The following is a 24,276-nucleotide window of genomic DNA, read 5'->3' as shown; positions in this document are numbered from 1 at the left end:
GATCGTGTAACAGGGGTACTACCATGAAATCTTTCCTGAAAAACTTCATCGCTGACGAATCCGGCGCATCGGCTGCTGAATACGCTCTGATCATCGCCGTCGTCGGCGTTGGTGTTGGCGCTGCCGCCCTCGCTCTCGGCGCGAACGTCGAAGACGCAATCGGCGATGCTGCCACCGAAGTGAACTCGTGCAACACCGCGACCGCTCCTGCAGCTGGCGCGTACACCAACGGCACGACTTGCTAAATATTTGAGCTTCGGGGTCGCCGTTTCCGGCGGCCCCGAAGACATTTGAAGTACCTGAACTGTTCGGGGGGGCAGCAGTGAACAGACGTAACCTAATTGTGCTCGCCATTGCGGTAGCAATCGGCATTTTTGCAGTGATCCTGGCCAACGCTTATTTTACGGGCGTCGAAGAACGGCAGGAAGCGATCGCGCAAGAGCAGCAGCTTTCCCGGATCGTGGTGGCAACGCAGCCGCTCGAATTCGGATCTCCCCTTACGGCGGAAAATATCCGTCTCCAGAATTTCCCGGCCAGTTCGGTGCCCCAGGGCGCCTTTCGCACAATCGAAGGTACTCTGGATGGCGGCCGTGTTGCGCTGCGTCCGATTGTTCCCGGCGAACCAGTGCTCGCCAGCAAGGTAAGCGGTAGCGGCGGCCGCGCCGTTCTTTCCGCCAACCTGCCCGAAGGCATGCGAGCGGTATCCGTCGCGGTCACCGAAGTGACAGGCGTTGCTGGCTTCGCGCGTCCCGGCGATGTTGTGGACGTGATCCTGACCCGGCAGATTCCAGGGCCGGGTGCGGATGCATCCGACCTGATGACCGATGTCATCATGGAGCGGGTACCGCTGCTTGGTATCAACCAGATCGCGAGCGAGAATGCGACCGAGCCGACTGTAGGCAAGACCGCTACTCTCCAGGTCGATCTCTTTCAGGCTCAAAAGCTTGCTCTGGCGACGCGCCTCGGCACTCTCAGCCTGGCGCTTCGCAATGTCGAAAACGATGCTGCACAGGCGGCGCTGACTGTCACGGCACGCGATCTCGGCGGACGCAATCTTTACATTCCTGCGCGCAACGAGGGCAGCGGTCCGATTGCCCAGGCTCAGTTCACGCCAAGCGCACCGCGTGCAGCGGCTGCACCGGCAAGGCCGCGCGGGCCAACCATGACGATTATCCGCGGGACCGAGGGTGAAGACTACCCCGTCGACCGTGCGGGGGGGAGATAGTCCGATGCTTCGTAAGAGCACCATTGCGCTAGCATTAGCGCTGTCGACAACATTGGCCGCGGCACCAGTCGCGGCGCAGCAATCAGCCTACGGCCTCCATGCCGGTGAGCTCGAAGTTGCAATCAATAAGAGTCAGGTCGTCACCAGCGACGTTCCTATCGAAAAGGCGATGATCGGCAATTCCGAAATCGCCGATGTGCTGCCGATTTCGGAGAGTTCGGTTTATGTCCTCGGCAAGACGATGGGGACCACCAGCCTCACGCTTTACGACCGCAGCAACACCGTAATCGCGGTGATGGATATTTCCGTCGGTCCGGATTCGGTCGGCATCCGCAAGCAGATTGAAGCGTTGATCCCGGGCCAGAGCATCGATGTCGGCCTTTCCAACGGTTCGGTCGTGCTTTCCGGCATGGTTTCCGATGCTGGTGCGGCGGCGAGAGCTTCGCGGATCGCAGAAGCATTCGCAGGCGAAAAGGTGATCAATCTGATCACGGTTGGCGGAAGCCAGCAGGTCATGCTCGAAGTTCGCTTCGCCGAGGTTAGCCGCACGGTTGGCGAAGAACTCGGTGCGGGCGGTTTCCTCAGCGATAACGATGGCGATTTCCTCGGAGCTATCGGAGGTGGCGCGAGCGCCACACCTGGAGTGACCGGCGGCACGCAGCTCGGCATCGGTGCTGTCACGGAGAGCTTCGGCATTTTTCAGGCTCTTTTCAACATCGGCGACATCAACGTCGAAGCATTCCTCGACACTCTGGAAAGCAAAGGTCTGTCGAAAACGCTGGCTGAACCAACGCTTGTTGCCCTCACAGGTGAACGCGCATCCTTCCTTGCCGGCGGCGAATTTCCCGTACCTGTCGTTCAGGGCGGCGGCGGGCTTGGCGGGGGCGCCAGCAATGCGATTACGGTCGAGTTCAAACCATTCGGCGTGAGCCTTGGCTTCACACCGACCGTTCTTGGCGACAATGTCATTAACCTGGTCGTCGAACCCGAAGTCAGCTCCATCGATTCCTCCGCTTCGCTTACGCTGAACGGGATCACCATTCCCGGGCTGCAGACGCGCCGGGCGAGCACAACGATCGAGCTCCGCGATGGCGAAAGTTTCGCGCTCGCCGGACTGCTCAGCACCGATTTCGAAACAAACATCAGCCAGCTGCCGATTCTGGGTTCGCTGCCGATCATCGGCTCGCTGTTCCGCTCCACTCGCTATCAGAAGGGCGAAACCGAGCTGCTGATCATCGTGACGCCGCGACTGGTCAAGCCGATCCGGCCTGACCAGGTCCGTCTGCCCACCGATCGGATCGAGGACCCCGACGTGGTCGAAACGCTGCTGAACGGAGACGATTATCAGCCGAGAGACTTGCCGCCCAGCAACGCCCCGGCACCAAGCGACCGGGGAGGGTCGGACTATGAACTCTAAGGCAATGCTCACCGCGTTTGCGGTATCACCGCTGCTTGCAGGCTGCGCCACGTATAACAGCGTCGGTGCCGGAGCGATCGATCCGGAGGACTTCGGCGAAGCCAACCGGCAGACCTATGCCGCGATGATCGTCAATCCCGATCCGCAATATGACGAAGAGCTCGAAGGCAGCGGCGCGCAAGCCGGCGAAGCGGCCAAGCGCTACCGCGAAGGCAACGTCAAACAGCCGGAGCGGGTTACCACGACGAGCGGACCGCAAAACTAAGCGATGAAAGAAAGGCCATGTCCAAGTTCATCCTGAATCGATTTTTAAAGGACGACGGCGCAGCCATTGCGCCGATGTATGCGGTTGCCCTCTTCGGGCTGATCGGCATCGCAGGCGTCGGATGGGACTATGGGCGCATGATGGCGATGGACAGCGAGCTGCAAAATGCGGCCGACCAGGCCGCCTTGGCTGCGGCAACTCAGCTTGATGGCAGAAGCGGCGCCATGGTTCGCGCCCGCGACGCCGCAAACAACTTTCTCGCCAATGCCGACAGCCAGTGGGTTAATCAGACACGGCTCGCCAATGATGGCGATGGCCGCGCGATCAGCGCGCTGACTTTCAGGTTCTACGACAGCTATGATTCCGCCGCCGACACGTTCGGGACCGAAATCACCGACGATGCCAACGCCGCCGATGCGAACGTCGTCTCTGTCACTGTCAATGGACGCGAGGCTTTCTTTGCGCTGACACCGATTGTCGGGCGAATTTCTTCCGGCGACATCAGTGCAAACGCGGTCGCGGGTCTTCAGTCGGCGACCTGCAATGTCCCGCCGCTGATGTTCTGCGCACCGTCGGGAGGCAATGATTTCCCGACGGCATCCGATATCGGCACCGCCCTGGACCTGCGCGAAAAAGCCAACACGGCGGACGACTTCGCACCGGGCAATTTCGACCTGCTGCAGATCAATTACGACAACATCGCGCCGAACCAGCAGAACCGGACATTGGGTCTCAATTCCGATTTGCTCGGCTGCACAGGAGCGCAGCTCACGACCCGCCCCGGTAACCGCGATACCGAGACCGAAGCGTTCAACACCCGCTTCGATCAGTACAAGAACCCGCTTTCGTGCGGGTCCAACGGAAATTTCTGTCCGGCAGAGAACGTCCGCAGCAACCTCGTGCGTGTGGTTCGCATTAACGGGAATGGCCAAAACGTCAGCTGCGCCACCGCGACGGGCGGCGACCTCGTTCAGGTCAAGGATCTCGATCCCGCGCTTGGCATCAGTGAGCCGGGTTATCCCCTCGATAGCTGCCAGCTGACAGGTGCGTGCCTGAGCTTTGGCGATGGAAGCTGGAACGCTGCGGGCTACATGAACGACACACACGGCACCGTTCCGTCGGTCGTCCCAGACCTCAATTCCGACGGTTCGATTTCGCGCTACGAAGTGTACGAGTGGGAGAAGGCCGACCCCGCCAATCGCATGATACCGCGCGAGCTTGCTCGGGTCCAGGAAACCAGCCCGAACCGCACGACTCTGTATTGTTCCAATCCCAATCCTGTGGGCGGAACCCCGGTGGTCGCGAGCGCAACGCAGAAGGATCGCCGTCTTGTGACGGTGGCATCGGTCGACTGCACCGACCTAAATGGCCGCGCCCCGATCACGACGATCAAATTCGTCGATCTGTTCATGCTCCAACCTGCGCTCAGCAATGGCAGCAATACCGAAATTCGTGCGGAGATCGTGGGCCCGGCCTCCCTCGCAGGCGGAGGGTCGGCATTCCAGTTTTTCGGCCGCAACAAGCCGGTTCTGCTGCGATGATCCGCCGGTTTCGCCTCGACACGCGCGCCGCCGCAGCGACCGAATTCGCTCTGGCTTTGCCAATGATGCTCGCTTTGATGTTCGTCAGCATGGAGGCCGGTCATTTCTTCTGGACCGAACACAAGCTGGTAAAATCCGTTCGCGACGGTGCCCGCTTCGCCACCAGGCTAAGCGTGGACGAAGTGTGCAATGGAGCGACCAACGTGATGTCTCCTGCACTCGAAGGGCAGATCAAGAATCTGACCGTCACTGGGCAGATCGCCGCAGGTGGCTTGCCCAAGGTGCCGGGCTGGACGGCCAGTAACGTGCAGGTCACTGTTGGTTGTCAGGCTTTCGTCGGGACCGGAATCTATACCGACCTCGGCGCACCCGGCCCGCTCGTCACTGTGTCTTCCGGCAATGTCCGCTATCCGTCAATCCTTAACGGTCTCGGCGTCATCGATGACACGGTCAACATCAGGGCCGAATCCAGCGCAGCGGTGGTGGGTATTTAACGATGGGGACGATGCGCGCCTTCTTGTTCGATACCCGTGCCGCCGGTGCAGCCGAATTCGCACTGGTGCTCCCGCTGGCTCTCGGCCTGCTGTTCGGAATAATCGACGTGGGCCGGTATGCCTGGCAGCTCAACGAATACGAAAAAGCCACACAGATGGGCGTGCGCTACGCCGTGGTCACCGACCCGGTTACCAGCGTCTTGTCCGATCCGGCGGTGACATATGTCGGCAATACAAGCTGCGGCGACCCCCTGCGGGCCGGCGACCGGATTTGCGCCGCCGCCTTTCCCACGATCATATGCAATTCAAGCGGATGCGACAGCGGAACGCTTAATTCCACCGCCTTCAACAACGTCGTGGGCAGGATACGGGACTACCAGCCAAGGGTCGCCTCGACTCAGGTGGCCGTCGAATATCGCGGATCGGGCCTCGGGTTTGCCGGCGACCCGAACAAACCCGAAGTCGCACCGATCGTGACGGTACGCATCAACAATGCAAATTACGCGCCGCTTAGCCTGTCGCTGTTCGGTGCCACCGTCGGACTGCCCGATTTTTCCTACTCACTTACACTTGAAGATGCGCGTGGAGCGGCGAGCAATTAACGCTCGAGATAAGCTATGAAAACGATACTAAACCTAAAAGCAGGCATGGGAGCAGCGTTGCCCTCGGAATCCTACATCGTCGCCAGCGCGGCATACATCGCCGATTTGAAGGCAACCGGAAACGCCAGTCTTGAAGGTGTGACGCTCGTGGAGCTGGAGAGCTCCGAGCCCATCCCGACCAGTGTTCTATCAAGAGCGCGCGTGATGGTCGTCGAAATCGACCCTTCGTCACAGGCCTCCCTGGCCCGCATCGGCAAAATCAGGAGCAGCAGCCCCGATCTTCCGCTTGTCGCGGCGATCGAGAATGCCGATTTCACCCTGGTTCGAACGCTGCTGCGCCAAGGTGTCAAGGATGTGGTCGCTCTGCCGTTCGATGCCGATGACGTCATGGCAGAATTGCTCGACATAGGCGCGCGCCAAGTGTCTTCCAGAACAGACCTTGCCCCGATGATTGCGGTTATCGGCGCAGTTGGAGGGGTGGGAGCATCGACTGTCCTTACCCATCTTGCAGCGAGTTTTGCGGCAGAGGGAGATGGAAAAACATGCTGCCTCATCGATCTCGACCTTCAGTCAGGCCAATCGACACACATGCTGAACGTCCATCCATCGGTGAACATTCAGGATCTTCTGGAAGCGAGCGAAAGACTCGATGGTGATATGCTGCGCGATGCGGCCATTCATTCGGACGACGGCATCGCGGTGATCGGCGCGCCATCATCGATCGGGCCGCTGGAGGACGTCGATGTCGACCGGCTCCTGCGGATACTCACCGTCGCGCGCCGTGAATTCGATTACGTGTTGCTCGATCTTCCGGCGAACTGGACCAACTGGTCGCTTTCCGTCCTCTGCGCCTGTCACCAGATCGCGGTCGTGACCGACCAGACGATCAGCGGTCTGCGCAGCGCAAAGAAAACGCTCGATCTCTTCGATGCGGTCGACATCCCCCGCAATACGACCGGCATCATCCTGAACAAGGTCCAGAAGCGGCTCTTCAAGACGATCTCCAGCAGCGATGTCGCAGACACGCTTCAACGCGAGGTTATCGCCGAAGTCATTCTCGACAAGGAAGCCTTGACGGCAGCGCAGGCCCAAAATCGCCTGGTTTGGGCGGAAAGCAGGCGGGCGCAGTTCGGCAAGGACATCTGGGCCTTTCACGACGCCATCGCTGCGCGATTGAATGGGGGTAAATCATGAGCTGGGCGCTAAAACGGACCGAGGAACTCACTGAGTTCGGAGAAACATCCGCAGAAGTCTCACCACTTCAAGCGATGCTTGAAACGGATGACGACCGGGCTAACAAACGCTCACTTGAGCTCAAGGTGATCATTCACCGCGCTTTGCTCGACAAGATCAACCTTTCCGCGCTCGACAAGATGTCGCGCGAGGCGATCCGCAAGGATGTCGCCGACATTATCGGCGAGCTGTTGCTTGAACACAACGAGCCGCTGAATCGGACCGAACGCGAAGCCTTGGTCGAAGACGTGCTCGATGAACTGCTCGGCCTCGGCCCGCTGGAACCGCTTCTGCAGGACGAGACGATCACGGACATCCTCGTGAACGGGCCGGAAACGGTTTTCGTCGAACGGTTTGGTCTGCTTCAGCGGGTGCCCACCGAATTTCAGGGTGAGCGGCACCTGATGCGGATCATTCAGAAGATCGTGAGCGCTGTCGGACGCCGCATCGACGAATCATCGCCGTTTGTCGACGCGCGGCTTGCTGACGGCTCTCGCGTGAATGCGATCGTTGCGCCGCTCGCAGTGGATGGATCGCTCTTGTCGATCCGCAAATTCGCCAAGAAGCGGATCGACATCGGCAAGCTGGTCGAATTGGGCAGCGTCCCGGAATCGATGGCCGTCGTGATGGAGGCCATCGTCCAATCCCGCCGCAACGTTCTCATCTCGGGCGGCACCGGATCGGGAAAGACCACCCTCCTCAATGCAATGTCGTCGTTCATCGACGAGCGCGAGCGTATCGTGACGATCGAGGATAGTGCCGAGCTTCAACTGCAACAGGAGCATGTTGCCCGCCTTGAGACCCGTCCCGCAAATATGGAAGGCAACGGCGAGGTAACGCAGCGGGATCTCGTGAAAAATGCCCTTCGCATGCGGCCCGATCGTATCATCGTTGGCGAGGTTCGCGCCGGCGAAGCTTTCGACATGTTGCAGGCCATGAACACCGGCCACGACGGATCGATGACCACGGTCCACGCTAACACTCCGCGCGATGCCCTGGCGAGAGTCGAACAGATGATCGGCATGAGCGGGATCGACATGAACTCGCGCTCTGCCCGGGCACAGATCGAATCGGCGATCGACGTGGTGATCCAGGTCGGCCGGCTTTCGGACGGCCGCCGCCGCGTGATGAGCCTGTCGGAAATCACCGGGATGGAAAGCGACACCATCACAATGCAGGAAATCTTCCGGTTCAAGATAACCGGCCGCGAAGATGATGGCACGATCACAGGTCAATTCGAAGCGACCGGCATACGTCCCAAATTCCTTTCGGATACCAGGTCTGCGGGCATCGATCTTCCATCGGAGCTGTTCCGTCCGGATTATGAGTTTTCCTGATTATGACTGACCTAATCCTCAGGCTCGGTGTGTTGCTCGCGATCTTTGCGTCGATTTTCATCATTGCGCAGCTGGTCCTCAACGCAGTCTGGAGCCGCAGTGCTCATACTCAGGCCGTCAACAAGCGTATGAAGCTCATCAAGCAGGGCTCCTCGCGCGATGCGGTCGTTGCCACTTTGCGGAAGAACACGCCTTCTAATTTCGAACATCTGCCGCCATTTGTTGCGGTACGGCTCCAGAACCTGCAGCGGACCGTGATGGCCGCAGCTTTGCCGGTGACCGGAATCCAGGTACTGCTGCTGATAAGCGTGGCTTTCGCGCTGCTGTTTGCGCTTCTGTGTATCGGTATTGTGACCGCCGGTTTCCCGCTTGGGTTCGGAACGCTGTTTCTCGCGCTGATCGTTTCTTTTTGCGCAGCTTGTCTGCTGCCGGTCCTCATCATCGGCTTCATTGGTCAGCGGCGCCGGAAAAAAATCGAGCAGCAATTTCCCATCGCGCTCGATGTATTCGTCCGCGCCTTGCGCGCGGGCCACCCTGTCTCCTCTGCCATCGATCTGCTTACCAAGGAAATGGAAGACCCGATCGGATCGGAATTCGGGCTCGTATCTGACGAGGTAACTTACGGTGCCGAGCTGACCGACGCGCTCAGCGACATGGCCGAGCGGTGGGACCTTGAGGACATCCGCATGTTTGTCGTCTCGCTTTCGGTTCAGAACGAAACCGGGGGCAGTCTGGCCGAAATTCTGGAAAACCTCGCAACTGTGATCCGCGCACGGGCGAGCCTGTACATGAAAGTCCGTGCGCTCAGTTCCGAAGGCCGCATGACAGGCTGGATGCTTACCATCCTGCCGATCGTCGCATTTCTTGGATTGTTTTCGGTGAACCCCGGCTTTTACCTCAGCGTGGCGACCGACGGATTGTTTATCATAGGGGCAGTCGTCCTGATGATCATGTACGTCCTCGGGTTCATCATGATTCAGAAGATGATCGACATTAAGGTATGATTTCATGATCGAACTTCTCGCCACCAGCATGGCTGCGCGGATCGTGTTCCTGCTCGCGACCTTCGCTCTGGTTGCCGTTGCGGCTTTCCTTCTGATCAACCTGGGGCTGCGGAAGCGGGCGGCGCAAGGAATGCTCAGCGAAATTGCCGTCCCGACGACCGCCCCGTCGGGCAATGCGCCCACTCTCCGCGCGCAGCAAAATCAGTCCGCTTGGTCGAAACTGGCCCAGCGGATCGAAGCCGCGGGCCTCGATCTCAGTGATACGCGCGATGAACGCCTGAGCGAGACGATGCGGCAGGCGGGCTTCGACTCGCCAATGGCGCCTCGGATCTTCACGCTCGTCCGGTTAGGGATGATCTTCCTGCTGCCTGGCCTGTACCTCCTGATTGCCTTTACGCGTCCGGAGCCCCCGGGGTTTCTGCAAATTTATATCGTTGGCTCCTTGCTCGGCCTGCTCGGCCTGTTCCTGCCAAGCCTGTTCGTGCGGGCCCGAGCTGACAGGCGTCAGGAGGAGATCGTCAACGGATTTCCCGACTGTCTCGATCTCATGCTTGTCTGCATCGAGGCCGGTCTCGGTATCGAGGCGGCAATGGACCGGGTCGGGCGCGAAATGGTCCAGTCTCACCCGCTCGTTTCCGAATTGCTGTCGATTTCAGTGTTGCAATTGCGCGCAGGCGCGACCCGCGAGGAGGCGTTTCGCAAACTTGCCGACGTTGCCAGTGTGGATGAAATCCGTTCGTTTTCGACACTGCTGATCCAGTCCGACAAACTGGGGACGAGCCTCGGCGGGACCTTGCGAGTGTACGCAGAGGAAATGCGCGAGAAGCGCCGGATGCGCGCCGAGGAAAAGGCGCACAGGCTCCCGGTGCTAATCTCGATACCGCTCGTGGTTTTCATGCTTCCCACGATGATTGGGGTCATGATGCTCCCGGCGAGCATCCGCATGGTCAAGGAAATCTTTCCGATGATGACAGGGGGATAGGAATATGAAACATCGTTTGCTCGCGGCCACTGCGGTGTCGCTCTCGATACCGCTGGGTGCATGTTCAGGTGGCCCGGAATTCAATTTCGCCTCGACCTCTTCGGCCCAGCAGGTCGGCGATATCGACATGTCCGACTATTTCGAGAGGCGGCTGGTCGATGGCAAACGAGATCTGATCGCTGGCCGGCTCGGGAAAGCAGCCAATGCATTCCGCCAGGCATCGCGTCACGCAGCTACTGCAGCGGAAGCGTCGAATGGGCTCGCGATTACCTATGACCGGCTTGGTCGTTCAGACCTTGCAGAAAGGTATTTCCTTCAAGCCGTCTCGTTCGATCCGGCCAATGATCGTTTCCAGCGAAACCTTGCCCGTTTTGAAGGCAAGCAGACGCGCGTCAAAACGGCCCGTCGAAGCGGCGCTGCTCCCGAGCTTGCAGCCTCCACCGACACTCCTGCCCGGACTTCGGTCCAACCAGCCCGTCCGGTTGAGCACCGCCAGGCGGTTTTCGAAATCAGGACTTCGGGTGCGAGCGCCCGGAATGGCGAGACCGTCCAGGCTCAGACCGCCCTGCGTCCAGTGACGCGGAGCCGCGTCCGGGTCGACAAGGCACCGGCACGCTCAGGCTTCGTGACGACCGATGACGGCAGCGTACAACTCACTCGTGTGTCTGGAAACGAAGTGCGCATCGGGCGCTCTGAAACTACTGCGCACCTTGAGATCGCCCCAGTCACCCAGCCCGCGGCTGAAAAAAGCGGTACGCATGACATCGTTTACATCAGTCGACCCGTGGTGCAGCGGATCGCGGCTGCAGACGAAGCGGCTGACAGCGGATCGGTATTTGCGCTCGATCGCGCGACGAGCGATTCGGTCATCGGCAAGGCCGTCGCGCCGCGCATTGCTGCCCTCGATCACAGTATGCCAACCGCGCTTGCGCTTGCCGATGTGTGGAACGCGTGCAGATCGGGCTGCTGATCCTCGCGATCTGCTTGATCACGGGGGCATGGCTCGACATCAAGACGCGCCGAATTCCTAACTTGCTTAGTCTGGTGACGGCAGCCGCCGGGCTTTGCTTCGCAGTCTATTCGGGAGGCCTGGACGCGCTGCTCTGGCATGGAGCCAGCTTCATAGCAGCGCTGTTCATCGGGATGCTGCTGTTCGGAATGAAGATGTGGGGCGGAGGCGATGGAAAGTTTCTGGCGGCAAGCGCAGCCTGGCTCCCGCTCGGCGAGATGTTTTCGCTAATGTTTGCGATTTCGCTAGCCGGGATTGGCTTGATCCTCTTCCGCTTCGCCGGAAGGGGTTTCAAATTCAGCGCGGCAAGAGACGCTCAATCCGATCTGGTCCCTTATGGAGTCGCAATCGCGACCGGCACGTTGATCGTCGCAGCGATTACGTACCTTCAGCCGGGTACGGGCCCCAGCATCTTTAGCTGAACCCTGCCGACGCGCTTTTTCGCTTTCATCGCTGTGCGCGCTCGCCTATTCGGGTCGGCTCGCCTTGCTGCGGGCAAGGTGAGGCATGCAGAAAAACGAACCTCTCGAAACGCCCGGCTGGGGGCAGGAATTGCGCGCGACGGTAATGCTTGCCGCGCCGCTGGCGCTCGCCAATCTGCTGCAGGCCGCGATCTACATCGTCGATGTCATCTTTATAGCCCGGCTCGGAGAAGAACCGCTCGCCGCGTCGGGTCTCGCCGCTGGGTTGTTCGGACTGATCGTCTGGACGCTCGCGTCGCTGACAGGAGCGGTCGCGCCACTGATTGCCGAGGCGATCGGGTCGCGGTCACCATCGTTCAGGCCAGTTCGGCGTGCCACCCGCATGGCATTGTGGCTGGCGGTAATCTCGGGTTTGGGCGGCATGGCGGCGGCATTGCTGCTCGGCCCGGTAATGGAGTTGACCGGGCAGCAACCTGCAATCATCGCCCTCGCTAGTGAATACAATTACGTCATCATCTATTCGCTCGTGCCGATGCTGCTTTCGGCGGTGCTGCGCAATTATGTATCCGCGCTTGGCCGTCCGGTTGTCGCAACGGCGATCACTGCGCTCGGCATTCCCGTGAATGCCTTTGCCAATTACGCCTTCATCTTCGGAAATTTCGGCGCTCCAGAGCTTGGTCTGACCGGCGCTGCAGTGGCGACGATAATCACTGCGCTGATCACGCTCACCGCCTATGTTGTGATAATCTTACTGAGCCCTGCCCTCGCGCGCTACCGGATTTTCTATCGGTTCTGGCGCCCCGACTGGCAGCGTTTCTGGACGATCGTGCGGATCGGGGCACCGATCGCACTGACAGTCACGGCAGAGGCGGGTGTGTTCAGCGCTGCGGCTTTCCTCATGGGCCGCATAGGCGCCGCCGAGCTTGCCGGCCATATCGTCGCGCTCAACATCGCCGCGCTCGCATTTCAAGTGCCGTTCGGCGTCGGGCAAGCCGCGACGATCCGGGTTGGCTATTTCTACGGAGCTGAGGACGAAAAGGGTATCAAGCTCGCCGGATGGGTGGCCATGGCCATCGGCACGGGCTTCATGGCTTTCACGGCGACGGCCATGGTCCTCGTCCCCGAACAATTACTGCGCATATTCGTCGATATCGGCGATGCAAAGAATGCAGCCTTAGTCGGGTTCGCGCTTCAGTTCCTGGTGCTTGCCGCCGCCTTCCAGCTCGTCGACGGCGTACAGGCGGTCGCCGCCGGAGCCTTACGCGGCTTGCAGGATACCCGCGTGCCAATGTGGATCGCGATCTTCAGTTATTGGGTGCCCGGTTTTGGCCTGGCCTTCGGTCTCGGATTTTTCACTTCGCTCGAAGGAATAGGGGTCTGGATCGGCCTCGCGACTGGACTGGCTTTTGCGGCTGTCCTGCTTACATGGCGGTGGATGCTGCGTGAGCGTCTGCACCTGACAGTGCGACGGCACTGATCGCACTCGCCGCACGATCAAATTTTTTCCTGAATACGTGTTGACTCATCGCCAGCGCACACCCATTTGCGCTGCGCTGGCACTCTCGGGAGGAGAGTGCCAATCGACACATCAACCCAATGAAAAGGTCATCTATCATGGCATTTCGTCCGCTGCACGACCGCGTAGTCGTCCGCCGCATCGAAGCCGACCAGAAAACTGCTGGCGGCATCATCATTCCAGACTCAGCCCAGGAAAAGCCAAGCGAAGGCGAGATCGTCGCTGTCGGTGAAGGCGCCCGTGACGATTCTGGCGCCCGCATCACGCTCGATGTGAAAGCCGGCGACCGCGTTCTGTTCGGCAAGTGGTCCGGCACCGAAGTCAAGATCGACGGCGAGGACCTGCTGATCATGAAGGAAAGCGACATCATGGGGATCATCGATTGATCCGCTGACTTCAACGCTTTTTTCCAACTCAATACATTCCAGGAGAAACACCAATGGCTGCCAAGGACGTAAAGTTCGGCCGCGATGCCCGTGAAGGCATCCTCAAGGGCGTCGATACGCTCGCAAACGCTGTCAAGGTGACGCTCGGCCCGAAGGGTCGCAACGTCGTCATCGACAAGAGCTTCGGCGCGCCGCGCATCACCAAGGACGGCGTAACTGTCGCCAAGGAAATCGAGCTCAAGGACAAGTTCCAGAATATGGGCGCGCAGATGCTCAAGGAAGTTGCGTCGAAGACCAACGACCTTGCCGGTGACGGAACCACCACAGCCACAGTTCTGGGCCAGGCGATCATCCGCGAAGGCATGACCGCAGTTGCTGCAGGCATGAATCCGATGGATCTCAAGCGCGGCATCGACGCGGCTACGACCAAGGTAGTCGAAAACCTTGCCGGTCGCTCGAAGGACGTGACTGGCTCGGCTGAAATCGCGCAGGTCGGCATCATCTCGGCCAATGGCGACAAGGAAGTCGGCGAGAAGATCGCCGAAGCCATGGAGAAGGTCGGCAAAGAAGGCGTCATCACTGTCGAAGAAGCCAAGGGTCTCGAATTCGAGCTCGATGTCGTCGAAGGCATGCAGTTCGACCGCGGCTACCTCTCGCCGTACTTCATCACCAACCCGGACAAGATGACGGTTGAACTCGACAACCCGTACATCCTGATCCACGAAAAGAAGCTGTCGAACCTGCAGCCGATGCTGCCGGTGCTCGAAGCGGCTGTTCAGAGCGGACGTCCGCTCCTGATCATCGCTGAAGACATCGAAGGCGAAGCGCTCGCGACCCTCGTGGTCAACAAGCTGCGCGGCGGCCTCAAGGTTGCAGCGGTGAAGGCACCGGGCTTCGGCGATCGCCGGAAGGCGATGCTCCAGGACATCTCGATCCTCACCAAGGGCGAAATGGTCAGCGAAGATCTCGGCATCAAGCTGGAGAACGTGACCCTCGGCATGCTTGGCGAAGCGAAGCGCGTCACCATCGACAAGGACAACACCACGATCGTCGACGGCGCAGGTTCGCAGGAAGACATCCAGGCCCGCGTTGGTGAGATCAAGACCCAGATGGAAGCGACCACTAGCGATTACGATCGTGAGAAGCTGCAAGAGCGTCTCGCGAAACTGGCTGGCGGCGTTGCCGTGATCAAGGTCGGCGGTGCTTCGGAAGTAGAAGTGAAGGAGCGCAAGGACCGCGTCGATGACGCTCTCCACGCAACCCGCGCTGCTGTCGAAGAAGGCATCGTCCCAGGCGGCGGTACTGCGCTGCTCTACGCCAGCAAAGTGCTCGAAGGCATGAAGGGTGACAACGACGATCAGACCCGCGGCATCGACATCGTTCGCCGCGCGATCCTGGCGCCGGTTCGCCAGATCGCCGAAAACGCCGGCCATGATGGCGCGGTTGTCTCTGGCAACCTCCTGCGTGAAGGTGACGAAACGCAGGGCTTCAACGCGGCTACCGACACTTACGAAAACCTGGTGGAAGCCGGCGTGATCGACCCGACCAAGGTCGTTCGCACGGCGCTGCAGGATGCGGCTTCGGTTGCCGGTCTGCTCATCACCACCGAAGCGGCGATCACCGACGCTCCGGAAGACAAAGACAGCGCGCCCGCAATGCCCGATATGGGCGGAATGGGCGGAATGGGCGGCGGCATGGGCTTCTAAGCCACACCGTCAGCTCAAACGCTTGCAAAAATGGCCCCGGGGGACGTTCGTCCCTCGGGGTTTTTTGTTCGTCGAATTCCCGGGTTCCCAATCATATCGGCTTGCCCCATGATCGCCGACAATATTGGAGACGTAGGGGACTTACCGTGAAAACCAAACTTGCTGCCTTGCTGCTGGCATCCGTCGCGCTCGCCGGATGCGAACAGCTCACCTCACCGACTGTGGCGACCGTCAATTGCGAAAGCTCACAAACGGAATGCCTCAACGAATGGTTCGAAACCAAATTCGAGGAGGAGCTGAAATTCAGCCCGATCCGGCAGACGGCCCTCGGCCGGAAGAGCGACAACGACAAGATCGACGATCTCTCGCTTGAGGCGCAGCAGGAGCAGATCCAGTGGTGGCAGGCAGCCGTCGCAGAGATGGAAGCAAACTTCGATTACGACGAACTTTCGGATGAAGCGAAACTGTCCTGGGACATGTTTCAGTTCCGCGCCGATCAGGCCGCGCGCGCAGCCGAGTTCAACGATCAGCAATATATCCTGCATCAGATGAACGGGACGCACACCGCTCTGCCGAGCTTCGTCCTGACGCAGCACCGAGTGGAAGATGAAAGCGATATGGAGGCTTTCATTGCTCGAATCGCAGGCATCGGCACGGCGATGGACCAGCTTCTCGACCGCGCGAAAAACAATGCCGAAGCCGGAACGCGCCCACCGCGCTTTTCTTATGACGCCGTGATCGAGGAATCGACGAAACTGACCAACGGCGCTCCGTTTGACGACGGCGAGCCCTCCGCGCTGTGGGAGGCGAGCGAAGCGCATCTGGCCAAACTGGTTGAAGACGGTGCGATCACGGAAGAGCGAGCCGATGAGCTGCGTGAGGAAGCCCGTGCGGCCCTGACCGAAGAGTTCGCACCCGCTTACCGCCGGGTCATCGATTGGTACACCGAGGACCGTCCGAACTCCGATGAAACGGCGCAGGGCGTCGGCGCGCTCGCAAGCGGCGACGACTTCTACAATTATCGGCTCAATCTCATGACGACTACCGATCTCACGGCGGACGAAATCCACGAAACAGGCCTGTCCGAAGTCGCGCGCATCCGCGCGGAGATGGAGGCGATCAAGGATCAGGTAGGCTTCGACGGTGATCTGCAGGAGTTCTTCACGTTCGTGCGCGAAGACGACCAATTCTTCTATCCCGACAACGATGCCGGGGCGCAGCAATATATCGATCAGGCAGAAAAGCATCTTGCCTTCATCAATGAACGCCTGCCCGATTTCTTCGGAACGCTGCCCAAGGCCGATCTCGTGGTCAAAAGGGTCGAGCCCTTCCGCGAGCAGGATGGCGCTGCGCAGCACTACCGCCCCGGAACGCCCGACGGATCACGGCCAGGCGTCTATTACGCGCACCTTTCCGACATGCGTGCGATGCCGATCCCCTCGCTGGAAGTTATTGCCTATCACGAGGGCAATCCCGGCCACCACATGCAGTCATCGATTGCGCAGGAACTTACGGGCATTCCCAAATTCCGCGCGCAAGGCGGTTATATCCCGGCCTTTGGCGAAGGCTGGGCACTGTATTCGGAAAAACTGGCCAAGGAAATGGGTGCTTACGACGATCCCTATTCGGACTTCGGTCGCCTGACGACCGAGATGTGGCGCGCGATCAGGCTTGTGGTCGATACGGGCATTCACTCGAAAGGATGGGGCGAGCAGCAGGCCATCGACTATTTCCTAGAGAACTCGCCGATCCCCGAAACGGCAGTCCGATCGGAGGTGCGCCGTTACATCGTGATGCCGGGACAGGCGACCGCGTACAAGATCGGGATGATCCGCATCCAGGAATTGCGCGCCAGGGCTGAGGAAGAACTGGGCGACCAGTTCGACATTCGTGGGTTCCACGATACGGTTCTCGGCGGCGGATCGGTGCCGCTGTCGATACTTGAAAAACGGGTCGATCAATGGATTGCGAGCGTTAAAGCCGCCTGATCCATACTCCAAGACAAAAAGGGGCGGGATGGTACAAGGCCACCCCGCCCCTTTTTTCTTTCTCCGGTGGTTCGGCTTAGCCGCCGCTGCGGCTGGCTGCTGCCGCTTCGATCGTCGCTTCATCCCAGCTTACCTGCGTCTGTGTCTGCGGGTTAAAGCGGGTGTTGGCGTAGGATGCCGTTTCCGCTGCGGCGATCTCTTCTGCGGTCAGATGCTCGCTCGGCTCCAGCGCGAACACATCGATCCCGCGCGTTATCTCGGTGCCGTAGATGCGCCCGTTGTACCAGTATGATGACCAGAAACCGCCGACGACCAGCTGTTCGTCGTCAATCGCACCACGATCGAAGAACGCGATTTCTTTCGGGTTTGCGCTGTCGGTGAAGTCCATCACGCTGATCCCGCCCTGATACCAGGACTGCACGAAGAGGTCGCGGCCCGGCACCGGTACGATCGAACCATTATGAGCGACACAGTTTTCCTTGTCGCTTTGGGGCGCGGGCATCTTGTAATGGCTGCGGAATTCAAGCTTGCCATCCTTGATGTCGTAAATCGCATTGGCGCCCCATGTCATCGGATCCGATGCGCGGCACCGAGGCCGTCCGCCCCCGCCCCACTCATCAGTGAAGATCACCTTTGTGCCATCATTGTTGAACGTGGCAGAGTGCCAATAAGCGAACCCTTTGTCGAAGACCGCATCGATCCTGACCGGGTTCATCGGATCGGAAATATCCATCAAGATTCCGTTGCCCGAACATGCCCCGGCAGCGAGGTTCTTCGACGGGAAGACCGTGATGTCGTGGCATTGATTGGTCTGTGCGGTGCGCTGCGCACCCTCTTCGCTCTCCCCGCCCTTCCAGAGACCTGCGATCTCGCCGGTCTCGGCATCGGCAAAGACGCGGGGGCTGCTGATGATCTTTGCAGCGCCAGGATTGGTCACTGGAATTTCGATCACGTCGATGCTGAACAGCGCCGTGCGACTATCAGCGGGATTGTCGATGCAACGCGGCAATTCTTCCTGCTCGCGCACGCTCGACGTACCCGAATTGTAGACGATGATCTTCTGTTCATCCGCGCTAACGACAGAATGCGTGTGGCTGCCACGGCATGTCTGCACCTGCCCGACTTGGCGGACCGCGTTCAGATCGGAGATATCGAAAATGCGCAGTCCGCGAAAGCGCTCAGCGCTGACATCTTCTTCCACACCCTGAAGGCCGCAATCGACCCGCCCACGCGTTTGCTCGACGCTCATGATAAGGATGTCGCCGACCACCGAAACGTCGCCTTGCCCGCCTGGACACACGACGGAGCTCAGCAGGTCCGGTACGCCGTCCTCACCCAGCCGGTAGATGTTGAACCCGTGATAATTTCCGGCAACCATGATGTCGTCGAAGAACGCCATATCGGTGTTAGCAAAGTCCAGCAGCGGGGTCCGCTCGGCAAACTGCGTGAGGGTGTCCTCGTCATCGCGAACCGGCACGTCATCCTCGCCGGCTGCTTCGACAGACTCCTCAGCTGCTGCACCGTCTTCCACGTCATCGCGCGGCGGCACGACTGCTCGCAAGTCTGCGGGATTTTCCGGATCGAAGAACCCAGCCGGTTTCGGCAGGCTCACGACTTTGCGAAGGTTGAGAATTGCCTCACCTGCCGAGTCGAAACCGGAGGCCAGCGTGGCCCGCGGATCGCTGGACAGCCCTGCGAGGATAGCATCCATACGGTCGATCTCGCTGGTCTGATCGTTCTCGATATCGCCGGCAAATCGAAACAGGATCGGATCGGCGGCGCTGCCCGGTTGTTCCAGCAGAGCTTCGACCATGTCGATTGCGCCTTCGTGATGCGCAATCATTAGCGTCAGAAATTGCCGGTCGAACTCGGTCCCTTGCGATGCGGCGAGCTGAGCCAATTGCTCGGCGGTGGCCATTCCAGCCATGCCCATGTGCGCGTGATGCTCGTGCCCGGCCATTCCCGCCATTGCCAGCTCGGTCGGCTCCCCCCTTGCGGCAAGCCATTGCTGCATGAATTCGATTTCGTCCGCCTGGCTCGACACGATGCGGCCTGCGATCGTGACGACTTCTTCGTTATTTGTGCGGTCTGCGGCGAGCTCCGACATGATCACCGCCTGCTGATGATGGACGATCATCTGTTGCATGAACTTCACATCGGCCTGCGTGTATTTCGAGCTTGCAAGCTGCGTTGCTTCCTGCGCGCTCAGCGTCTTGCTGTTCTCTCCCGGAGCTCCGGGTTGAAGGATCGGAGCACTCTGAGCAAAAGCCATGCTAGACGTGCCGAGCAGCATGGCCGTTACAAGCGCGTGGGTACCGTTGGCGGATTTGATTTTCATCGTCATGAGAGGTCCTGTTACCGATCTTTCGCCGCATCAAAAGGGGGCCTTTTGCCCGCAGTCAAGACCAATTGCGTGTATGGGCCCGGGCTGCTTACGGAACCGCGATGCAATTCACGCTTTGACCTGGTGAGAGCGAGGCGCATATTTGGAATATTCGTACACGCTGCGTTATGCAGTGGGTATCCAGCGGCGAGACGAAGCTATGTGGCGACAGATTGCGTCGTCCGGCGCACTATCATTAAGTCTGCGGTAACTATGTAACAGGTAGCATTCGGTATGAACTCAAAGCCACGCTCCACCCTCGTCGCTGCAATCGCAGCTGGATTAGCGCTTTTTACGGCGCCCGTTGCTGCTTCGGCACAAACGCAACAGGGCAATGAGCTTCAAGCAAGTTTCGACAGCGCATTCGGTACCGATATGCGCAACCCCGAAACCTTCGAAGCAATCTACGAAACCGGCTTTGAAAAGCGCATCGCCGAACTTGCCGATGGCGGCAAGGGGCGGATCGGCGTGGCCGCCATGGACCTATCCACTGGCGAGACACTCAACGTACTGGGCGATCAGCTATTTCCCATGGCATCCACCAGCAAGATTGCAGTTGCTGCGAAATACCTCGAGATGGTCGAGCAGGGGACATACTCGCTGACTTCCGAATTTCCGCTGCTCATCCCGGTTCGCTCCGCCAAGTTTTCCTCCCGCGCTGCGCCGGTGCGGAAAGGCAAATACATGCAGGCCATCGACCTCATCGAGATCATGATCACCCGGTCGAGCAATCCAGCAACCGATTCGCTGCTTAAAGCTGTCGGAGGGCCGGGCGAGGTCAATGACTGGATGATCCGTCAGGGCATCACGGAGTTCAGCATCGACCGTGATATCGCCACCCTCGTCCGTGACGACGGGGAGTACGACCCGGCGACCTGGATCGATGAACGCGACGCCGCCACCCCGCTTGCGATGGTGCGTCTGCTCCAGGGGCTCTATCGCGGCGACTTCCTGTCTGACCAGAGCCGACGCGTCCTGCTTGGCGCGATGAGCCGCACTGTCACTGGCAAGCGCCGGATCGTAGCGCACATGCCAAACGAAGCCCGCGTCAGCCACAAGACCGGTTCGCTCAACAACACCTCCAGCGATATCGGCATCATCGAATATCCAGATGGTCGGGCTATCGCCGTTGCGATTTATGTCACAGGCCAAGGCGCACGCCGCGCCCGCGAGGCACGGATCGCTTCGATTGCGCGCGCACTCTATGATGGCTTCGACGCGAAGGCCCGTGCGAGAGAACGCCAACAAAATTGGACCAGCGCGCCGAGCAATGGTGGCTAATAAGAGCCGATCCTGGTCAAAATAAAAAAGGCGGCTCCGATCGGAGCCGCCTTTTCTGTATCAAGCGACCTTCGCATGTTTGCAAAGGCTGCGTGAATGCGTCTGCGAATTACTCGGCAGCAGCTTCCGCTTCGCTTTCGCCTTCGACAGCAGCTTCGGCTTCGATCGCAGCTTCTTCAGCAGCGGCGCCAGCAGCGTCGGCACCGGCTTCGACTTCAGCAGCAGCTTCGCCAGCAGCAGCTTCAACCGCTTCAGCGTTTGCTTCGGCGTCTGCAGCCATTGCGTCATCAACGTCGCCAGCCTGTTCAGCGGTTTCGCCGCATGCAGCAAGACCAAAGGCAGAAACGGCAACAGCAGTTGCGAGTACGAACTTACGCATAATAACAATTCCTTATTCAACACGTGAATGAGCATGGACAGCTTTTTACGCCATGCCGAAACCGGTATCTGACCCCCGGGTTCTGGGTGCCAAATAGTGGCCGCAATGTGGCATTGCAAGCTAAATGAGGCAAAACTGCCCTGATTTTGCCTCGTTCTCGCCACAATTAAGGCGACCCGTGCACAATTCGCGGCGGCGATCAAAGCAGCTTACGCAAGCCTATTCCCGATGCTAGCAGGTTCGCATGGCCGATCAGAAACAGCACCTCTACCTAGTCGATGGTTCATCCTACATTTTCAGGGCCTACCATCGGCTTCCGCCCTTGACCGACCCGGAGGGGACGCCGGTGGGTGCGGTCTATGGTTACACGACTATGCTGTGGAAGCTGGCCGACGATCTGGACGCCGCCGACGGGCCGACTCATCTCGCCGTCATACTCGACAAGGATTCGAAGAGTTTTCGCAACGATATCTATCCCGAATACAAGGCCAATCGGCCTGAACCACCAGAGGATCTTCGGCCGCAATTCCCGTTGATCCGCGATGCGACCCGCGCATTCAGCCTGCCCTGTATCGAGGAATCCGGGCTCGAAGCCGATGACCTGATCGCGTCCTATGCGCGCGAAGCGCAAAGGCAGGGTTGGAATGTCACCATCGTGTCTTCGGACAAAGATCTGATGCAGCTGATCGGGGAGGTCGACGGCGCCAGAATCGATATGCTCGACACGATGAAAAGTGCGCGCATCTATATCCCCGAGGTCGAGGAGAAATTCGGAGTGCCGCCGGAGCTGGTCGGGGATGTGCTCGCGCTCATGGGGGACAGTGTCGACAATATTCCAGGCATCTACGGGATCGGCCCGAAGACCGCGAGCAAACTGGTCGCGGAGCACGGATCACTCACCGCAGCGCTCGATTCCGCCGAAGACATGAAGAAGTCCAAGCTGAAAGAACGTTTGCTCGAACACCGGGGCGATGCGGAAATGAGCCGGGTTCTTGTTACGTTGAAAGAGGATTGCGACCTGCCACAATCTCTCGACGAGATGCGGATCGAGAAGATTCCGGAAGAGCCGCTCGCGGCCTTTCTAGCAAAGCACGGATTCACTTCACTCCTGAAACGATTGGGCACAGGTTCGGGCAGTCCTGAACGAACGAACAACCTCCACCCTGCAGCCGCCGAGAAAGCAGGCGATGCGGGCGATGTAGAAGGCAACAGTCAGCCGCTACCCGAAATGCCCGCTTTGGATCGCACCGCGTATGAGACCGTGCAGACCGTCGACCGGCTGAGGGAATGGGCGCAGCGGGCGATCGCTGCCCGACTGGTCGCGGTGGATACGGAGACCTCGGCGCTCGATGCGATGCGTGCGGACCTGGTCGGGGTCAGCCTGGCCTTGGGCCCGAACGATGCCTGCTACATCCCGCTCGCCCACGGTGGTAGCGACATGTTCGACGAAAAACCGGATCTGGTGGACCTGGGCGAGGCGCTGACGATTCTGTCGCCCATGCTAGCCGATGCGAGCGTCACAAAGGTGTTCCAGAACGGCAAATACGATCTTAACGTGCTGGCCCGCTACGGCGTGGAAGTCTCTCCAATCGAAGACACGATGATCGTCAGTTTCGACCTCGACGCAGGACGCGGGCAGGACGGCATAGGCGGCGGGCACGGTATGGACGAATTGTCCGTCCGCCACCTCGACCACGAGCCGCTCGCGTTCAAGGATGTCTGCGGAACCGGCAAGAAAGCGATTCCGTTCGGCCAGGTTCCGCTCTCCCGAGCAACCGAATACGCAGCCGAGGACGCCGATGTCACTTGGCGGCTGTTCCAGCACCTGAAGCCGCGTCTTGCCATCGAAGGCGGAACCAAAGTGTACGAGCGCGTCGACCGTCCACTGATCCCCGTCGTCGCCCAAATGGAGCGTGAGGGTATCAAGGTCGACCGAGCGCGCCTCGCCAAACTTTCCGAGGAGTTCGCAAAGGAGATCGGCAGGCTGGAGGGCGAGATTCACGAGCTCGCAGGGCAGGAATTCTCTGTGGGAAGTCCGAAGCAGCTTGGCGAAATCCTGTTCGACAAGCTCGGCTACAAAGGCGGGAAGAAGGGCAAAAGCGGGCAGTATTCAACCGATCAGAGCGTATTGGAGCGACTGTCCGGAGACGGCGCGCCGATTGCCAACAAAGTGCTCGAATGGCGGCAGCTCTCCAAGCTGAAGTCCACCTATACCGACGCACTGCAACAGGCGATCAATCCCGATACCGGGCGCGTTCACACCAGCTATTCACTGGTCGGTGCGCAGACGGGCCGACTGTCTTCGACCGATCCGAACCTTCAGAACATCCCGATCCGCACCGCCATCGGCCGCCAGATCCGCGAGGCATTCGTGCCGGAAAGCGGCAACGTGCTGCTCGCCGCCGACTATTCGCAGATCGAGCTCAGGCTCGCCGCCCATATGGCGGAGGTCGACACCCTGAAAGAAGCGTTCGCCAACAGAGAGGACATTCACTCACGTACGGCGACTGAGATGTTCGGGGAGGTTACCCGCGATACGCGCGCGCGCGCCAAGACGATCAATTTCGCGATCCTTTATGGCATCTCGCGATGGGGCCTTGCCGGACGTCTGGAGGTTGAACCAGACGAAGCGCAAGACATGATCGACACATACTTCAAACGCTTTCCCGGCATTCAGCGCTATATCATGGAGACGCTCGAGACGGTTCGAGAGTGTGGGTATTCCGAAACGCTGTTCGGCCGTAAGACGTGGTTCCCACGCATCAAATCCAGGAACCAGGCCGAGCGGCAGGGGTCAGAACGCGCCGCTATCAATGCCCCGATCCAGGGCACGAGTGCCGACATAATCAAGCGGGCCATGGTGCGGATGCTGCCCGCCTTGCGTGATGCGGAACTGCATGATGTCCGCATGCTTTTGCAGGTGCACGACGAACTCGTCTTCGAATTGCCGGAAAGCGATGTCGAAAGCGCCTCCAAAGTCATCGAGCAGGTCATGGCCGACGCAGCATCGCCATCGGTGACGCTCGACGTGCCGCTCGCCGTCGACATCGGGACCGGGAAGTCATGGGACGCTGCACACTAGCTTGTCTTGCCGGCACATTAGACA

The 24,276-nt window shown here is 59.7% G+C and carries 21 protein-coding genes; 19 read left to right on the top strand and 2 right to left on the bottom strand.

Translation table 11 applies throughout. The annotated features are described in order from the left end of the window. The first annotated feature begins 23 nt into the window (after positions 1–23). From KCG45_RS06695 to KCG45_RS06615, 17 genes are all read left to right on the top strand, one after another. Entirely contained in the window at positions 24–245 is a 222-nt protein-coding gene (locus KCG45_RS06695) for a Flp family type IVb pilin (RefSeq protein WP_218316271.1), read from the top strand. Positions 246–322: 77 nt separating this feature from the next. After that, complete coding sequence (cpaB, locus tag KCG45_RS06690) at positions 323–1,225, top strand: Flp pilus assembly protein CpaB (protein WP_218316270.1); 903 nt, start codon at positions 323–325, stop codon at positions 1,223–1,225. 4 nt (positions 1,226–1,229) lie between these two features. Beyond that, positions 1,230–2,642 carry a type II and III secretion system protein family protein gene (locus KCG45_RS06685; protein ID WP_218316269.1) on the top strand — a complete coding sequence of 471 codons (1,413 nt, stop codon included), beginning with the start codon at positions 1,230–1,232 and terminating at the stop codon, positions 2,640–2,642. Beyond that, entirely contained in the window at positions 2,632–2,907 is a 276-nt protein-coding gene (locus KCG45_RS06680) for a hypothetical protein (RefSeq protein ID WP_218316268.1), read from the top strand. The genes KCG45_RS06685 and KCG45_RS06680 overlap by 11 nt, the downstream gene beginning before the upstream one ends. A gap of 17 nt (positions 2,908–2,924) precedes the next feature. After that, a complete protein-coding gene (locus tag KCG45_RS06675; protein ID WP_218316267.1) occupies positions 2,925–4,448 on the top strand; it encodes a pilus assembly protein TadG-related protein in 1,524 nt (507 codons plus the stop codon). Beyond that, complete coding sequence (locus tag KCG45_RS06670; RefSeq protein WP_218316266.1) at positions 4,445–4,942, top strand: TadE/TadG family type IV pilus assembly protein; 498 nt, start codon at positions 4,445–4,447, stop codon at positions 4,940–4,942. The genes KCG45_RS06675 and KCG45_RS06670 overlap by 4 nt, the downstream gene beginning before the upstream one ends. A gap of 11 nt (positions 4,943–4,953) precedes the next feature. Then, positions 4,954–5,544, top strand: coding sequence for a TadE/TadG family type IV pilus assembly protein (locus KCG45_RS06665; RefSeq protein WP_255547979.1), 591 nt, complete (start codon positions 4,954–4,956; stop codon positions 5,542–5,544). 15 nt (positions 5,545–5,559) lie between these two features. Continuing rightward, positions 5,560–6,738 carry a CpaE/TadZ family protein gene (locus KCG45_RS06660; RefSeq protein WP_218316264.1) on the top strand — a complete coding sequence of 393 codons (1,179 nt, stop codon included), beginning with the start codon at positions 5,560–5,562 and terminating at the stop codon, positions 6,736–6,738. Then, positions 6,735–8,114, top strand: a complete 1,380-nt coding sequence (locus KCG45_RS06655; RefSeq protein WP_255547978.1) for a TadA family conjugal transfer-associated ATPase — start codon at positions 6,735–6,737, stop codon at positions 8,112–8,114. The genes KCG45_RS06660 and KCG45_RS06655 overlap by 4 nt, the downstream gene beginning before the upstream one ends. 2 nt (positions 8,115–8,116) lie before the next feature. Beyond that, a complete protein-coding gene (locus tag KCG45_RS06650; RefSeq protein WP_218316263.1) occupies positions 8,117–9,118 on the top strand; it encodes a type II secretion system F family protein in 1,002 nt (333 codons plus the stop codon). Between the two features lie 4 nt (positions 9,119–9,122). Continuing rightward, positions 9,123–10,100, top strand: a complete 978-nt coding sequence (locus KCG45_RS06645) for a type II secretion system F family protein (RefSeq protein ID WP_218316262.1) — start codon at positions 9,123–9,125, stop codon at positions 10,098–10,100. Positions 10,101–10,104: 4 nt separating this feature from the next. Further along, positions 10,105–11,070 carry a tetratricopeptide repeat protein gene (locus tag KCG45_RS06640; RefSeq protein WP_218316261.1) on the top strand — a complete coding sequence of 322 codons (966 nt, stop codon included), beginning with the start codon at positions 10,105–10,107 and terminating at the stop codon, positions 11,068–11,070. Continuing rightward, positions 11,052–11,531 (top strand): A24 family peptidase, encoded by a 480-nt coding sequence (locus tag KCG45_RS06635; protein ID WP_218316260.1) that lies wholly within the window; start codon positions 11,052–11,054, stop codon positions 11,529–11,531. Before KCG45_RS06640 ends, KCG45_RS06635 begins: the two co-directional genes overlap by 19 nt. Positions 11,532–11,616: 85 nt before the next feature. Further along, entirely contained in the window at positions 11,617–13,008 is a 1,392-nt protein-coding gene (locus KCG45_RS06630; protein ID WP_218316259.1) for an MATE family efflux transporter, read from the top strand. A gap of 137 nt (positions 13,009–13,145) precedes the next feature. After that, positions 13,146–13,433, top strand: coding sequence for a co-chaperone GroES (gene groES / locus KCG45_RS06625; protein ID WP_218316258.1), 288 nt, complete (start codon positions 13,146–13,148; stop codon positions 13,431–13,433). Positions 13,434–13,486: 53 nt separating this feature from the next. Then, on the top strand, positions 13,487–15,139 hold the full coding sequence (groL, locus tag KCG45_RS06620; RefSeq protein WP_218316257.1) for a chaperonin GroEL: 1,653 nt from the start codon (positions 13,487–13,489) through the stop codon (positions 15,137–15,139). 146 nt (positions 15,140–15,285) lie between these two features. Next, a complete protein-coding gene (locus KCG45_RS06615; protein ID WP_218316256.1) occupies positions 15,286–17,127 on the top strand; it encodes a DUF885 domain-containing protein in 1,842 nt (613 codons plus the stop codon). Between the two features lie 76 nt (positions 17,128–17,203). Here the strand turns inward: KCG45_RS06615 and KCG45_RS06610 are convergent, their stop codons facing one another. Continuing rightward, a complete protein-coding gene (locus KCG45_RS06610; RefSeq protein WP_369410745.1) occupies positions 17,204–19,465 on the bottom strand; it encodes a DUF305 domain-containing protein in 2,262 nt (753 codons plus the stop codon). A gap of 279 nt (positions 19,466–19,744) precedes the next feature. Here KCG45_RS06610 and KCG45_RS06605 point away from each other — a divergent pair, with 279 nt between their 5' ends. Next, the gene (locus KCG45_RS06605; protein ID WP_218316254.1) at positions 19,745–20,791 is read left to right on the top strand and encodes a serine hydrolase; all 1,047 of its coding nucleotides are present in this window, start codon (positions 19,745–19,747) and stop codon (positions 20,789–20,791) included. Positions 20,792–20,900: 109 nt separating this feature from the next. Here the strand turns inward: KCG45_RS06605 and KCG45_RS06600 are convergent, their stop codons facing one another. After that, a complete protein-coding gene (locus KCG45_RS06600; RefSeq protein WP_218316253.1) occupies positions 20,901–21,170 on the bottom strand; it encodes a hypothetical protein in 270 nt (89 codons plus the stop codon). A gap of 244 nt (positions 21,171–21,414) precedes the next feature. Between KCG45_RS06600 and polA the strand changes: the two genes are divergently transcribed. Further along, entirely contained in the window at positions 21,415–24,252 is a 2,838-nt protein-coding gene (gene polA / locus KCG45_RS06595) for a DNA polymerase I (RefSeq protein ID WP_218316252.1), read from the top strand. Positions 24,253–24,276: the final 24 nt, after the last annotated feature.

It is taken from the genome of Erythrobacter ani (assembly GCF_019204025.1).
GTDB lineage: Bacteria > Pseudomonadota > Alphaproteobacteria > Sphingomonadales > Sphingomonadaceae > Erythrobacter > Erythrobacter ani.
The sequence above is the reverse complement of the archived record's forward strand: the minus strand, read 5'-3'. Positions and strand labels throughout refer to the sequence as shown.